Consider the following 13752-nt stretch of genomic DNA (forward strand, 5'->3'; position numbering starts at 1 on the left):
TACAGCGTGGTGCTCCTGGACGAGGTCGAGAAGGCCCACCCGGAGGTCTTCGACGTCCTGCTCCAGGTCCTCGACGACGGCCGCCTCACCGACGGACAGGGCCGGACGGTGGACTTCCGCAACACCATCCTGATCCTGACCTCCAACCTCGGAAGCCAGTACCTGATGGACCCGGCCACCCCGGCGGAGCTGAAGAAGGCCCAGGTCCTGGAGGTGGTCCGCTCGTCCTTCAAGCCGGAGTTCCTCAACCGCCTCGACGACCTCGTCGTCTTCTCCGCCCTGTCCGGCGATGAGCTCGCGCACATCGCCGAGCTCCAGATCGGCCGCCTCGCCCAGCGGCTGGCCGATCGCCGCCTGACGCTGGACGTCACCCCCGAGGCCCTGGCCTGGCTCGCCGACAAGGGCAACGACCCCGCCTACGGGGCCCGGCCCCTGCGGCGCCTGATCCAGACGGCCATCGGCGACCGCCTCGCCAAGGAGATCCTCTCCGGCGAGGTCAAGGACGGGGACACCGTACGGGTCGACGTGGCGGGCGAGGACCTGCTGGTCGGCAAGGCGCTCTGAGCCCCGGAAGGGCCTTTACCTGCGCCCTACGCCTGTCCGCCCGGAGCGGATAGGCGGGTGCGGGGGTGGACACGGGGTGGGAGCGATGGGGGAGGATGAGTTCATCCGCACGAAGGGAAATACACGGTGAGCATCGACCCGGCCTCGATTCCGAACTTCGGAGGGCAGCAGCCCGATCCGCAGGCCACAGGACCGGCGGGCCCCGTCGTCCCCGACCAGGATCTGGTCAAGCAGCTGCTGGAGCAGATGGAGCTCAAGTACGTCGTCGACGACGAGGGTGACCTCGCGGCGCCGTGGGAGGAGTTCCGCACGTACTTCATGTTCCGCGGCGAGGGCGAGCAGCAGGTCTTCTCGGTGCGGACCTTCTACGACCGCCCGCACAAGATCGACGAGAAGCCCCAGCTCCTGGAGTCGATCGACGACTGGAACCGCCGCACCCTGTGGCCGAAGGTCTACAGCCACACGCACGACGACGGCTCCGTCCGCCTGATCGGCGAGGCGCAGATGCTGATCGGCACCGGCGTCAGCCTGGAGCACTTCGTGTCCTCCACGGTCAGCTGGGTCCGGGCCTCCATCGAGTTCGACAAGTGGCTCGTGGAGCAGCTCGGCCTGGAGAAGGACGTCGACTCCGCGTCCGAGGGCGACGACAAGGGCGGCGACTCGGACGAGGAAACGAACTAGTCAGCCAGTCGTTCCAGCACGTCACAGCGCTACCCGGGCCACGAGGAGCAGGTACGCCCCGTAGCCGTGGGAGAGCCCGGCCAGCACCCCGGTCACCACGACCGCGGTGCGCGGCCGGGCTCTCGCCATGACGGCCGCCACCGGCAGGAGCAGCGGGAACGCGGGCAGCAGGAAGCGCGGCTTCGACTCGAAGAAGCCGGCCCCGCCGAAGGTGATCAGCAGCAGCACCCCGGTGTACGCGAGCAGCGGCAGCGGAGTCCGGTCCAGCGCCAGCAGCACCGCGAGCAGCCCCGCCACGGCCAGCACGGCCACTGTCACGGTGGTCGCCAGTGCCACGTGCCCGCCGGTCAGCACCTTCGCGGCGGAGCCCAGGGCGCCCGCGCCGAAGTCGAAGCGGGAGCCCCAGCGCCGCTGCACGGTGAAGTACCCGCCGAGCGGATTGCGCCCGCGCACCCCGACGGCCAGGACGTACGCGGCCCAGCCCGCGGGCGCGAGCAGCCCGGCCGCCCACACCTCGGCCGCCCGGCCGCCCCGTACGCGACCGCGTACGCCGCTGCTCCGTGCGCCGCTGCTCCGTACGCCGCGCCCCCGCACGCCGCGCCCCCGTACGCCGCGCCCCCGTACGCCGCCGCCCCGTGCGAGGAGCTCGTGCGCGGCCGCGACGGACACGGCCGCGGCCACCGCGATCCCGGTCGGGCGGGTCAGCCCGGCGGCCACCGCGAGGCCCGCCGCCCACAGCCAGCGGCCGCGCAGCAGGGCGTACAGGGTCCAGGCGGCGAGCGCGGCCAGCAGCGCCTCGGTGTACGCGAGAGTCAGCACGACGGCGTGCGGCAGCGCGGCCCACAGCGCGACGAGCAGCACCCCGGCCCGCGCCCCGAGCAGGTGCTCCCCGACCCGGTACACCCCGACGGCCGCCAGCGCGGCGGCCGCCCAGGCGACGGCGAGCCCTGCGACGGCGAGCCCGCCGGGCAGCGCCTGGGAGGCGGCCCGTACGAGCAGGGGGTACAGCGGGAAGAAGGCCACGTCGCTCTGGACGGACCCGCTCGCCGGCCACATCTGGATCCGGCCGTAGCCGTGCCCGGCGATCCAGAGGTACCAGACCGAGTCCCAGGACCCGCCGAGCACCCGGACCGGACTGCGCCCGGCCCACCAGGAAGCGGCGGAGAGCACCAGCACCCCGGACCCGCGCACGGCGGCGAACACCCCGAGCGCGATCACGGGGGACGGGGCCGCAGCCCGGACCCGCGCCGGGGTCAGCACGGACACCGTCGTCGCCATGTCTCCCGACTTTCCGCGTACGCGTGAACAGGCCGGACTCCCGGTCGGCGCCGCCACGATGGAGAAACCCTACGAGGGCGAAACGCTCCCGCGCCGCTCGGCCACGCTCGTCATCCCCGGAGGCGGCGCAGGCGGGCCACCGCCTCTTCCAGTACGTCCGTCCGCTTGCAGAAGGCCCAGCGGACCTGGGTGGCGCCCGCGGACTTGTCGTCGTAGAAGACCTGGTTGGGGATCGCGACCACGCCACAGCGGTCCGGGAGGGAGCGGCAGAAGGCGAGGCCGTCCTTTTCACCCAAGGGGGTGATGTCGGTGGTGATGAAGTAGGTGCCCTGGGGGCGGTAGACCTCGAAGCCCGCAGCGGCCAGGCCGTCCGCCAGGAGGTCGCGCTTCGCGGCGAGGTCGGTGCGGAAGCCCTCGTAGTACGAGTCGGGCAGGGCCAGCGCCTCGGCGACGGCGTACTGGAACGGGCCCGAGGACACGTACGTCAGGAACTGCTTCGCCGAGCGGACCGCCGTGATCAGCTCGGGCGTGGCGGTCACCCAGCCGACTCCTCGTTCGTACGCCCATTCGCATGCTGCGCGGCGAGCTCGAGCAGGGGTGGCCGCGGAACCTGTCCGGGCCGCACTCACGGGCGTACCGTCGGGCTCGGTTACGCGGCACTGTCCGCCGTATCCTGACCACACACGGGAAGGAGCCGTCCATGAGCGTCGACGCGATCGTGCACACCGAGTTCCCCAAGGGGTACACCGTCCTGTTCGGAGCCGACGGAAAGGTGATCATGACGCCGCAGAGCTTCGAGCACTCGAGCACGATCAAGTCGATGCAGTACGACACGGTCGTGTCCCTCGGACGCCATGCGAAGACTGCCTCAGACGTCTATCTCGACTTCCCCGCTGACGAGAACTCCGCCCCCGATCTGGCGATCCTTCGTGAGGATGCCCGCCGGGAGGGCAAGCGCTACAGCTTCGAAGACGTCCTGCTGATCTCCGAGGTCGTCTCGACCTCCTCCGCGCGCAAGGACTACGACGACTGCACCGCGAAGTACGGCCGCTACGGCATCCCGATCTACCTGGTGGTGGACCCCTACGCCCAGGAAGTCGTCCTCCACACCCAGCCGACCGGAACCGGTTACATCGCGGCTCACACGCACAAGTACGGCACCGGCAAGCTCCCCATCCCCCTGGCCGACGGCCGCACCTTCACCCTCGACCTCGACGAGCTCCCGCGTCCGGAACCCGAGGCGAACGCCGGCTGATCTCCGGCCGGGTTCCCGCGGCGCTGCGGCGGGTAGCGTGCCACCGCAAGGACTGCTGCGAACAGGGGGACGCGTCACATGCGGATGAGGTTCGAACCCGAGGCCGAGGAGGAGTTCGAAGCGGCGCGTGAGCTGCTCGTCGACCGCCTGGTCCGGTGGGCCGGGGGGCAGGGGCTGCCGGCGGACGGGTTCATGGCTGAGGCCGCGCTTGACTACCGGCACGGGGCGACCGCTGACGGCCGACTGGGCCTGTGGGATTCGCACCACGTGGAGGAGCTCCTGCTCACCTGGCTTCCCCAGCAGGTCACCGAGCTTCCCGGGGAGGAACGCTCCGACGCCCCGGGCACACTGCGCACCCTGCTGCGCTATCTGCACACCGCGCAGTTGGCGGAACCCCGCGGCCCCGCGCTCCAGGACTCCCTCGCCGCGGTCGACAGGCTCGCGGAGCAGCACCCGGCGGCGATGGCGGACCGTACTCGCTGGGGTCTGGCGAAGTTCTGGGCGATGACGGCCGCGGAGCAGGGCGTGGACATCCTGGACGGGGCGGAATTGCAGCGTTTCGCGGAGCGGGCGCGGCGAGGAGAAGCCCCCTACGACGAGCAGGCCCTCGACGCGGTCATGGAACGGCGGCTGACCGGCCGCACGCTGTCCCGCTCGGCCCGGGCCGAGCCGCAACTGCCCGTCGCGCTGCCCGAGGACGACGAACTGGGAGGAATACCCCCCGGATGCCGCCCGACCGGAGCTGGCCGGCTGGATCACGGCACGCGGCGAGCGGGCCGACGCGCTACGGCAACTGACCGATTCCGTAGGGGCCATGGTTTTCCGTACGCGTGCGCAGGCCATGCTCGGCGTGCTGTCGGCGGCGCTGCCGGACGGTGAGGGCGAGCGCCTGCTGCACACCCTGCGTCGTGACCCCCAGCTGGCGCCGCTGGCGTTGAACGCGCTGGCGCAGCGTGAGTTGCTGTCTCCGGAGGACATGACCGGAGCCGAGCACCTGCTCGTGCTCGCCGAGAACCTGCTCCAGCTGGTGGAGCTGGCGGGCGGCTCGGACGCCGCCGAGGAGGCGCTGCGCGCCCAGGGCACCGAGGTCAGGGACGCGATCACCGCCGCGTCGGACTCGGCGCATCCTGACCGGGCCGGTCTGGCAGAGCTCAGGCAGCTGGCGGCCCGAGCACCGCGTGCTCCTGCCGCCCGTCTCGGCCGCGCCCACAAGCGGGGGCGCGCCACCGGCAGGAGCGGCCGCAAGGGGCGCCGCTGAGCAGCGGCGACACCGCCCGGCGCCGCAGGCGCGGGGTGAGACCGGCACCGGTACGGAGCCAGGGAACTCGGTGGGTCCTGGCTCCGTCCGACGAGGACGCGTGCTTCGAGCGAGGCCGAAGACGGTGTGAGTTCAGGATGCGAGGCGTCGAAGACGGCTGATGGCCTCGGTGAGGACGTCGTCCTTCTTGCAGAAGGCGAAGCGGACCTGGCTGCGGCCGGCGTCGGGGTCGTCGTAGAAGACGGAGTTGGGGATGGCGACGACGCCGCAGCGTTCGGGGAGGGCGCGGCAGAAGGCGTAGGCGTCCTTCTCGCCGAAGGGGGTGATGTCGGTGGTGATGAAGTACGTGCCCTGGGGCTGGTAGACCTCGAACCCGGCCGCGCGCAGGCCGTCGCCGAGCAGGTCGCGCTTGCGCCGCAGGTCGGCGCGGAAGCCGTCGAAGTACGCGTCCGGCAGGCGGAGTGCTTCGGCGATGGCGTACTGGAAGGGACCCGCGTTGACATAGGTCAGGAACTGCTTCGCCGACCGGACGGCGGTCACGAGTTCCGGGGTCCCCGTCACCCAGCCGACCTTCCACCCCGTGAACGAGAAGGTCTTGCCCGCCGAGGAGATGGTGACCGTGCGCTCGCGCATGCCCGGGAGCCCGGCCAGCGGGGTGTGGGAGCCCTCGAAGACCAGGTGCTCGTACACCTCGTCGGTGATGACCAGCAGGTCGCGCTCCACCGCCAGCTCGGCGACGGCCGCGAGCTCCTCGGCGGTCAGGACCGTGCCCGTCGGGTTGTGCGGGGTGTTCAGCAGGAGCAGCCGGGTGCGCGGGGTGACCGCGGCGCGCAGGGCGTCCACGTCGAGGCGGAAGTCCGGGGCGCGCAGGGTGAGCGGGACGCGCACCGCGCCGGCCATGGCGATGCAGGCCGCGTACGAGTCGTAGAACGGCTCCAGGGCGATGACCTCGTCACCCGGTTCGAGGAGGGCCAGCAGGGCCGCCGCGATGGCCTCCGTGGCGCCGGCGGTGACCAGTACCTCGGTGTCCGGGTCGAAGGCGAGCCCGTAGAAGCGCTGCTGGTGGGCGGCGACGGCCGTGCGCAGCTCCGGGACGCCCGGGCCCGGCGGGTACTGGTTGCCCCGGCCGTCGCGGATCGCGCGCACCGCCGCCTCGGCGATCTCCGCGGGGCCGTCGGTGTCGGGGAAGCCCTGGCCGAGGTTGATGGACCCGGTGCGCGTGGCCAGCGCCGACATCTCGGCGAAGATCGTCGTGCCGAAGGCCGCGAGGCGGCGGTTCAGGAAGGGGCGGTTGCTGCTCTCGGGTGCGCTCATGGGCGTCATCCTGCGGGCAACCTCTGGACTTGCTCAAGTGTGCTTTGGCCCGTGTGGCCAGCGGGCATCCCCCTTTCACGCGGGACGCGGGGATCCCGCTCCTCGGGAAGACCGAGGTGGAAGAGAGATTGGGGGCGAGGACCTTGACCGGATTCCTCATCCTGGCCGTCGTGGCCGCTTTCGTCGTTTTCGTGTTCGTGCTGGTCAAGGTCTCCGGCGGGAAGAGCGGCTACGGCGGCTCCGGTTCCAGCTCCAGCTCCAGCTCCAGCTCCAGCAGCTGGTGGGCGAGCGGTGACAGCGGAAGCTCGTCGTCCTCCTGCGGGTCCTCGTCGTCCTCCTGCGGCGGCGGATCCTCCTCGTCCTGCGGTGGAGGCGGTTCCTGCTGACACGGGGCAGCGGGCACCGCGCAGGTCAGGGCGCCCGGCGGGCCAACATCCGTCGGGCGTCCTCCTGTTCGGGCTCCGGCAGGGGTCTTCCGTGCAGGTCGCGGCACCGTCGGTAAAGCCCCGCGATACGCCGCGCAGGTGGAACTTGTTGAACACGTGAACTGTGTAGCCCCCGGGGGGATGTAAACCCCGTCAAGTTGGGTAAAAACGCTGTGAGTGCCGTGCCTTTCATGATTCCCTCGGTTGAGTAGACCAGTCCTCGGACCTCCCTGGACTTCCTGTGGACCCGTGCCGGTGTCCCCCCACCCGTTGACTACCGCTGGCGGGCCCCGGCCCATCTCCCTCGCGCGTTTGCGGAGCCGACTCATGCTCACGACCCTCCAGACCACTTACACCGACACGCGTGCCGCCGATCTGGCCTGGGCCCTCGGGCGGGAGCGGCTGCCCGCCCTGGCCGTGCTGAACCTCGAACTGGTGGGCGCAAAGGTGGAGTTGCGCCTGCTCGGAGCCTCCCACCAGGTGCTCCTGGAGGAGGGCGAGGTGCTCTGTTCGGAGACGGTCGCCTGCATGCCCGGGAGCAGCACGCCGCTGCCGCTCGGCGTGGCCAAGCGGGTCGGCGACTGGGAGTACGAGTTCGCCGCGCGGGTCGAGACCCTGTCGCAGGGCTCGTTCGCCGGGCGGGCGCAGGAGCTGCTCGCGCTGGTCGCGGATCACCCGAACGGGCTGGCCGGAACCTTCCCGGGCAGCCCGCACGCCTTCACCGCCATGCTGGCGCAGCGCTACGAGGGGCAGGTGCGGTGGCGCACCTGGCACGCGTACCCGCAGGAGGGTCAACTGGTCGCCACCCGCACCCGGGTCGGCGTACGGGTGGGGGCCCCGGCTGCCGCGGCCCTGGAGTCCCCGGCCCTGCTGTCCTGATGGCCGGGCGGGGGCGTGGGAGGACCGGGGCGCGGACGTTCTGATGCGGTTGCGCCAACTGGCCGAATCGATGCGTCAGTTGCACCCATGTGGGTGACTTGATGCAAGCGGGCGGTGACGTACGGTTCGCTGCATGATCGACCGTTCCGCCCCGCGCGGGGTGCTCCCGGCTCCGGAGCCGCGGGGCGTGGCGTCCGTCCCGGCCGCCCTGCCCGTACGGCCCCGGACCGGCCGACTGCTCGTCCTGGCCACCGTGTTCGTCTGCGCCGCCTGCGGCCTCGTGTACGAACTGGAGCTGCTCGCCCTCGGCTCCTACCTGATCGGCGACTCCGTCACCCAGGCGTCCGTCGTGCTGTCCGTCATGGTCTTCGCCATGGGCGTCGGTTCCCTGCTCGCCAAACGCCTGCGCGACCGCCCCGCCCTCGGCTTCGCCGCCGTCGAGGCCGGACTCGCGCTGTTCGGCGGGCTCTCGGCCATGGCCCTGTACGCCAGCTTCGCCTGGCTGGGGGAGTCCCGGCCCGCGCTCGTCGCGTTCTCCTTCGCCATCGGCGTGCTCATCGGCGCGGAGATCCCGCTGCTGATGGTCCTGATCCAGCGCATCCGCAGACAGGACGCGGGCGGGGCCGTCGCCGACCTGTTCGCCGCCGACTACGTGGGCGCCCTCGTCGGCGGTCTCGCCTTCCCGTTCCTGCTGCTCCCGGTCCTGGGCCAGCTCACCGGGGCCGTGCTCACCGGCACCGTCAACGCCGTCGTCGGCGGCGGCCTGGTGCTCTGGCTGTTCCGCCGCGACCTCAGCCGGCGCGCCCGCTGGCTGCTGGTCGCCGCGAACGTCGGCGTGCTGGCGACACTGGCCTCCGCCACCGTCCTCGCCGACGACTTCGAGCGGGTCGCCCGCCGGGCCGTCTACGGCGGGGAGGTCCGCGTCGCCGTCCAGACCGGCGTCCAGGAACTCGTCCTCACCGGTCCCTCCACCGGCTCCCCGCGCTCCCTCGACCTCTTCCTCGACGGACGCCTGCGGGTCAGCGGATACGACGAGTACCGCTACCACGAGGCCCTCGTCCACCCCGCGATGACCGGTCCGCACTCCCGGGTCCTGGTCCTCGGCGGCGGTGACGGCCTCGCCGCCCGCGAGGTGCTGCGCTACCGCGACGTCCGCTCCGTCACCGTCGTCGAACTCGACCCCGGGGTGGTCCGGCTCGCCCGTACCGACCCGATGCTCGCCGCGCTCAACGGCCGGGTGTACGAGGACCCGCGCCTCGGCGTCGTCACGCAGGACGCCTTCCGCTGGCTGCGCGGGCCGGCCGCGCGGGACCGCTTCGACGTCATCGTCTCCGACCTCCCCGACCCCGGCATCACCCCCAGCACCAAGCTGTACTCGCAGGAGTTCTACGGGCTCGCCGCGCGGGCCCTGCGCCCCGGCGGCCGCCTCGCGGTGCACGCCGGGCCGCTCGGCACCCGGCCGCGCACGTACTGGACCGTCGACGCCACCCTGCGCGCGGCGGGCCTGCTCACCGCCCCCTACAGCGCGGGCGGCCGCCTCTCCGGCTTCGCCGCCGGGCCCGACCGGACGCAGGGCGCGGCCGATGCGCCGCCGCAGGACTGGGGGTTCGTACTGGCCGCCCGCGACCGGGTGCCGGAGCTGCGCGTGGACCGCGACACGCCGAGCCTGCGCTCGCTGTCCACGCAGTCCCTGCACGATGCCGCGCGGGACGCGGAGCGCGGGCGGCTGCCCGGGCTGCCGCCGTCCACGCTGCCGCACCCGCGCTATACGTAGGCGGGAGTCGGTCGTCTCGGTAGGCTCGACCGCATGGAGCATCAGGTGTTCGTTCCGGTACCGGCAGCCGACCTCCGCGCCGTGCTAATCGATCCCGCCCGGGTGGCGCGCTGCGTGCCAGGGCTCCAACAGGATGCCGACACCGAGTCCGGGCCGCTGTCGGGCCGGCTGAAGGTACGGGTCGGCGGGCACACCGTGACCTATCGCGGGACCCTGGCCGTCACCGAGCGGGAGCCCGGCCACTTCACCTTCGACGGCGAGGGCACCGAGGTCCGGGGCAGCGGCACCGTCAAGCTCTCCCTCGGGCTGCGGCTGACACCGGCCGACGGGGGGACCCGCCTGGACCTCACCGCCGAGGGCGCCGCCGACGGGCGCGCCGCCGGTTTCGCCCCGGAGGCCGCAGCCACCGCCGTGCGCCGGCTCCTCGACCGGGCCGCCGCGCACCTGGCGACGGCGGCTGCCGCCCCCGGGCCGCAGGGCGCCCGGGCGGCCGCCGAACCGGTGACGGACGTGGTGGCCGAGGCCGAGGAGGAGGCCGGCGAGGACGTCGGGGACATCGGGGACGAGATCGACGAGGTCACCGCGTCCGTGTTCGACACCGAGGTGCCGCCCCCGTCCCTGGACCCCTTCCTGGAGGGCAGCTTCGGCGACCTGGGCGACCTCGACGATCTCGCCGGACCCCCGCGCCCACCGGCCGAGGCCGCCCACGCGCGCCGCACGATGATCGGCCGGAGCGCCGAGGAGGTCGACCACGCACCCCCGCGCGGCCGCTACGCCCCGGTTCCGGCCCCCGGCGCGGCGGCGGCGAGCGCGAGCCTGCGCTGGCTCGCTCCGGCGGCCGTGTTCGCCGTGGCCTCGGCGGTGGTCCTGGGCCGAGCCCTGCGCCGCCGCCGCTGACCGCGCCGCCGCTGGCCACGGGGCCGCCGACCCGGCACTAGGGTCGGTCGCATGAGCACGCAACTGAGCGCCGGCGGCGCGGAGCTGACCATCGACCAGGACAACGGCTGCCGGATCAGCAGTCTGCGGATCGACGGGACGGAACTCCTGCGCCAGGGGCCGAAGTACGGCTCCTTCCCGATGGTCCCGTGGTGCGGGCGCACCAGGAACGGGCAGTTCCAGGACGGTGCGACCCTGCACCAGCTGCCCCTCAACCACCCGCCGCACGCCATCCACGGCTTCGGCCGCGACGCTGCCTGGCGCACGGCCCGCGCCACCGCCACCGGGGCGGCCTTCACGTACGAGCTGGGCGACCCGTGGCCGTACCGGGGTGTGGTCACCCATCTCTTCGAGCTCGGTGAGAACGCGCTGACCCTGACCATGGGCGTGGAGACGTACGAGGACTCCTTCCCGGCGCAGGCCGGCTGGCACCCCTGGTTCCACCGCAACCTCGGCCGCGGCGAGGACGTACGCATCGACTTCGAGGCCGGCTGGCAGGAGGAGCGCGGCGCCGACCACCTGCCCACCGGCAACCGGGTCGACCCCAAGCCGGGCCCCTGGGACGACTGCTTCGGCATGCCCGACGGGGTCGATGTCACCCTCACCTGGCCGGGCGCGCTGGAGCTGAAGGTCACCAGCCGCTCCGAATGGGTGGTCGTCTACGACGAGGAGTCCGAGGCCGTCTGCGTCGAGCCGCAGTCCGGTCCGCCGAACGGGCTGAACACGCTGCCGCAGCTGGTCACTCCGGTGGACCCGCTGGAGATCTCCACGACGTGGACCTGGCGGCGGCTCTCGTAGCGCCCAATTAAGCTCGGGGCCATGACTGACGTACGCGATGCGCTTCTGCAGCAGATCAAGGACAAGGCCGTCGTGCACGGCAAGGTGATCCTCTCCTCCGGCCGGGAGGCCGACTACTACATCGACCTCCGGCGGGTCACCCTGGACGGCGAGGCGGCCCCGATGGTCGGCCAGGTCATGCTGGACCTCACCGCCGATCTGGACTTCGACTGCGTCGGCGGCCTGACCCTGGGCGCGGACCCGGTCGCGACCTCGATGCTGCACGCCTCCGCCGCGCGCGGGCAGCGCCTGGACGCCTTCGTCGTCCGCAAGGCACAGAAGGCGCACGGCATGCAGCGCCGCATCGAGGGCACCGACGTCAAGGGCAAGCGCTGCCTGGTCGTCGAGGACACCTCCACCACCGGTGGTTCCCCGCTGACCGCCGTCGAGGCGGTCCGTGAGGCCGGCGGCGAGGTCGTCGCCGTCGCCACGATCGTCGACCGCGGGGCGGCCGACGCCATCGCCGGGGCGGGCCTGCCCTACCTCACCGGCTACGAGCTCGGGGACCTCGGGCTCTCCTGACCCCGGCCCAGTCCGGCCCAGTCCGGCCCAGTCCCGCCCGGCACAAGTGGTGACTTAGGTCCCCAGGAGTCCTGCGGCAGGTCCTGACCTGGTCTTTTCCGACGGGGCGGAGTGTTTCACGTGAAACACTCCGCCCCGTTCGGCCATGTGGGGCGGCCGTCGGGGTGGAGTGTTGGGCGGAGTCTGGAAAGATAGCCCCGACGGCGACGTCGCCCCCAGGTCAGGGCCAGCAATAGCACACTCCCCGCACATCCAAGGAGCGGACAGATGCCCATCGCAACCCCCGAGGTCTACAACGAGATGCTCGACCGGGCGAAGGCAGGCAAGTTTGCCTACCCGGCGATCAACGTGACCTCGACCCAGACCCTGCACGCTGCACTGCGCGGCTTCGCGGAGGCCGAGAGCGACGGCATCATCCAGATCTCCACCGGTGGTGCGGAGTTCCTGGGTGGCCAGTACAACAAGGACATGGTCACGGGCGCGGTGGCCCTGGCCGAGTTCGCGCACGTCGTCGCCGCCAAGTACGACATCACCGTCGCGCTGCACACGGACCACTGCCCCAAGGACAAGCTGGACGGCTACGTCCGCCCCCTCCTGGAGGTGTCCGCCGAGCGCGTAGCCCGCGGTCTGAACCCGCTCTTCCAGTCGCACATGTGGGACGGCTCCGCCGAGACCCTGGCCGACAACCTGGCCATCGGCCAGGAGCTGCTCGCCAAGGCCGCCGCCGCGAAGATCATCCTTGAGGTCGAGATCACCCCGACCGGCGGCGAGGAGGACGGCGTCAGCCACGAGATCAACGACGAGCTGTACACGACCGTCGACGACGCGCTGCGCACCGCCGAGGCCCTCGGCCTGGGCGAGAAGGGCCGCTACCTGCTGGCCGCCTCCTTCGGCAACGTGCACGGCGTCTACAAGCCGGGCAACGTCGTCCTGCGCCCCGAGCTCCTCAAGGACCTCCAGGCCGGCGTCAGCGAGAAGTACGGCAAGTCCTCCCCGTTCGACTTCGTCTTCCACGGCGGCTCGGGCTCCACGGCCGAGGAGATCGCCACCGCGCTGGAGAACGGCGTCGTGAAGATGAACCTCGACACCGACACCCAGTACGCCTTCACCCGCCCGGTCGCGGACCACATGTTCCGCAACTACGACGGTGTCCTGAAGGTCGACGGCGAGGTCGGCACCAAGTCCACCTACGACCCGCGCACCTGGGGCAAGCTGGCCGAGGCCGGCATGGCCAAGCGCGTCACCGAGGCGTGCGCGAACCTGCGCTCGACCGGTACGAAGCTGAAGTAGTCGAGCACCGTACGAACCAGGGGCCCGGCGGCCGTCGAGAGACGGCTTGCCGGGCCTTCGGCTTGCCGGGGCTCGGGCCTCCGCCGGCCTGTCCGACTCCCGCTCCGGTCCGCCCGGGTCCCTCGGGGCGGCCGGGCGGCGATGCCCCAGACTGGTCGCATGTCCATTCACCAGAACCTGCTCGGGGGCCCCGCCCCCACCCACCTCCCCGACGAGCCGGGCCGCGAGGCCCTCGCCGCGGGCACCCCCGCCGTCGAGGTGGCGGCCGCGCACCCCACCTCCTCCCTCGCCTGGGCGACCCTGGCCGACGAGGCGTTCGCCGCCGGCCGCACGGTCGAGTCGTACGCCTACGCCCGTACGGGCTACCACCGCGGCCTCGACGCCCTGCGCCGCGCCGGCTGGAAGGGCCACGGCCCGGTGCCGTGGGAGCACGAGCCGAACCGCGGCTTCCTGCGCGCCCTGAACGCGCTGGCCCGCGCGGCCGAGGCGATCGGCGAGAAGGAGGAGCACGAGCGGTGCTCGACCTTCCTGCGCGACTCCTCGCAGACGGCGGCGGACGCGCTCGCCGCCTGACGCGGCGGGCGTCCGCCGGTGTGTTCCGGTGACTTCCGGCCGGGCCGCGTGTGCGGCCCGGCCGGAAGTGGAATGTGACCTACCCCACTCCCTATTGGAGTGCCTCCCCAACCCGGTCTTATGATGCGGACAGGGGACCGGAGCTCCACTCACCTCACCGGAAGGA

At 72.3% G+C, this 13752-nt stretch carries 15 protein-coding genes and 1 pseudogene; 12 read left to right on the top strand and 4 right to left on the bottom strand.

Annotated elements, in window-relative coordinates:
- A partial coding sequence (locus tag AB0M99_RS23595; RefSeq protein ID WP_365923491.1) for an AAA family ATPase occupies nucleotides 1-564 on the top strand: 564 nt, incomplete at its 5' end.
- Between the two features lie 126 nt (nucleotides 565-690).
- Nucleotides 691-1245: a YbjN domain-containing protein gene (locus AB0M99_RS23600; protein ID WP_365923493.1), complete on the top strand. Its 555-nt coding sequence runs from the start codon at nucleotides 691-693 to the stop codon at nucleotides 1243-1245.
- 21 nt (nucleotides 1246-1266) lie between these two features.
- Here the strand turns inward: AB0M99_RS23600 and AB0M99_RS23605 are convergent, their stop codons facing one another.
- Both AB0M99_RS23605 and AB0M99_RS23610 read right to left on the bottom strand, forming a co-directional pair.
- The gene (locus tag AB0M99_RS23605) at nucleotides 1267-2523 is read right to left on the bottom strand and encodes a hypothetical protein (RefSeq protein WP_365923495.1); all 1257 of its coding nucleotides are present in this window, start codon (nucleotides 2521-2523) and stop codon (nucleotides 1267-1269) included.
- Between the two features lie 110 nt (nucleotides 2524-2633).
- Nucleotides 2634-3071 (bottom strand): annotated as a pseudogene (locus tag AB0M99_RS23610) (aminotransferase class I/II-fold pyridoxal phosphate-dependent enzyme); the annotation flags it as partial.
- A gap of 152 nt (nucleotides 3072-3223) precedes the next feature.
- Between AB0M99_RS23610 and AB0M99_RS23615 the strand changes: the two are divergent.
- From AB0M99_RS23615 to AB0M99_RS23625, 3 genes are all read left to right on the top strand, one after another.
- The gene (locus AB0M99_RS23615) at nucleotides 3224-3778 is read left to right on the top strand and encodes a Uma2 family endonuclease (protein ID WP_365923497.1); all 555 of its coding nucleotides are present in this window, start codon (nucleotides 3224-3226) and stop codon (nucleotides 3776-3778) included.
- A 78-nt stretch (nucleotides 3779-3856) separates the two neighbouring features.
- The gene (locus AB0M99_RS23620; RefSeq protein WP_365923499.1) at nucleotides 3857-4657 is read left to right on the top strand and encodes a hypothetical protein; all 801 of its coding nucleotides are present in this window, start codon (nucleotides 3857-3859) and stop codon (nucleotides 4655-4657) included.
- Nucleotides 4593-5036 carry a hypothetical protein gene (locus AB0M99_RS23625; protein ID WP_365923501.1) on the top strand — a complete coding sequence of 148 codons (444 nt, stop codon included), beginning with the start codon at nucleotides 4593-4595 and terminating at the stop codon, nucleotides 5034-5036. Before AB0M99_RS23620 ends, AB0M99_RS23625 begins: the two co-directional genes overlap by 65 nt.
- Before the next feature lie 132 nt (nucleotides 5037-5168).
- Here the strand turns inward: AB0M99_RS23625 and AB0M99_RS23630 are convergent, their stop codons facing one another.
- Together AB0M99_RS23630 and AB0M99_RS23635 are read right to left on the bottom strand one after the other, a co-directional pair.
- Nucleotides 5169-6350: a pyridoxal phosphate-dependent aminotransferase gene (locus AB0M99_RS23630; protein ID WP_365923503.1), complete on the bottom strand. Its 1182-nt coding sequence runs from the start codon at nucleotides 6348-6350 to the stop codon at nucleotides 5169-5171.
- Between the two features lie 229 nt (nucleotides 6351-6579).
- A complete protein-coding gene (locus AB0M99_RS23635; protein WP_365923505.1) occupies nucleotides 6580-6753 on the bottom strand; it encodes a hypothetical protein in 174 nt (57 codons plus the stop codon).
- A gap of 349 nt (nucleotides 6754-7102) precedes the next feature.
- Between AB0M99_RS23635 and AB0M99_RS23640 the strand changes: the two genes are divergently transcribed.
- The 7 genes from AB0M99_RS23640 to AB0M99_RS23670 all read left to right on the top strand — a co-directional run bounded on the left by AB0M99_RS23640 (nucleotide 7103) and on the right by AB0M99_RS23670 (nucleotide 13586).
- On the top strand, nucleotides 7103-7654 hold the full coding sequence (locus AB0M99_RS23640) for a DUF2617 family protein (protein WP_365923507.1): 552 nt from the start codon (nucleotides 7103-7105) through the stop codon (nucleotides 7652-7654).
- A 133-nt stretch (nucleotides 7655-7787) separates the two neighbouring features.
- The gene (locus AB0M99_RS23645; protein WP_365923509.1) at nucleotides 7788-9428 is read left to right on the top strand and encodes a polyamine aminopropyltransferase; all 1641 of its coding nucleotides are present in this window, start codon (nucleotides 7788-7790) and stop codon (nucleotides 9426-9428) included.
- 33 nt (nucleotides 9429-9461) lie between these two features.
- Nucleotides 9462-10325: an SRPBCC family protein gene (locus tag AB0M99_RS23650; protein ID WP_365923510.1), complete on the top strand. Its 864-nt coding sequence runs from the start codon at nucleotides 9462-9464 to the stop codon at nucleotides 10323-10325.
- 51 nt (nucleotides 10326-10376) lie between these two features.
- On the top strand, nucleotides 10377-11162 hold the full coding sequence (locus tag AB0M99_RS23655; RefSeq protein WP_365923512.1) for an aldose 1-epimerase: 786 nt from the start codon (nucleotides 10377-10379) through the stop codon (nucleotides 11160-11162).
- A 21-nt stretch (nucleotides 11163-11183) separates the two neighbouring features.
- Nucleotides 11184-11723 carry an orotate phosphoribosyltransferase gene (pyrE, locus tag AB0M99_RS23660; RefSeq protein WP_365923514.1) on the top strand — a complete coding sequence of 180 codons (540 nt, stop codon included), beginning with the start codon at nucleotides 11184-11186 and terminating at the stop codon, nucleotides 11721-11723.
- A 267-nt stretch (nucleotides 11724-11990) separates the two neighbouring features.
- Nucleotides 11991-13013: a class II fructose-bisphosphate aldolase gene (gene fbaA / locus AB0M99_RS23665; protein WP_365923516.1), complete on the top strand. Its 1023-nt coding sequence runs from the start codon at nucleotides 11991-11993 to the stop codon at nucleotides 13011-13013.
- A gap of 159 nt (nucleotides 13014-13172) precedes the next feature.
- The gene (locus tag AB0M99_RS23670) at nucleotides 13173-13586 is read left to right on the top strand and encodes a DUF3151 domain-containing protein (RefSeq protein ID WP_365923518.1); all 414 of its coding nucleotides are present in this window, start codon (nucleotides 13173-13175) and stop codon (nucleotides 13584-13586) included.
- The last annotated feature ends 166 nt before the right edge of the window (nucleotides 13587-13752 follow it).

Source organism: Streptomyces sp. NPDC051183 (assembly GCF_040682455.1).
Lineage (GTDB): Bacteria > Actinomycetota > Actinomycetes > Streptomycetales > Streptomycetaceae > Streptomyces.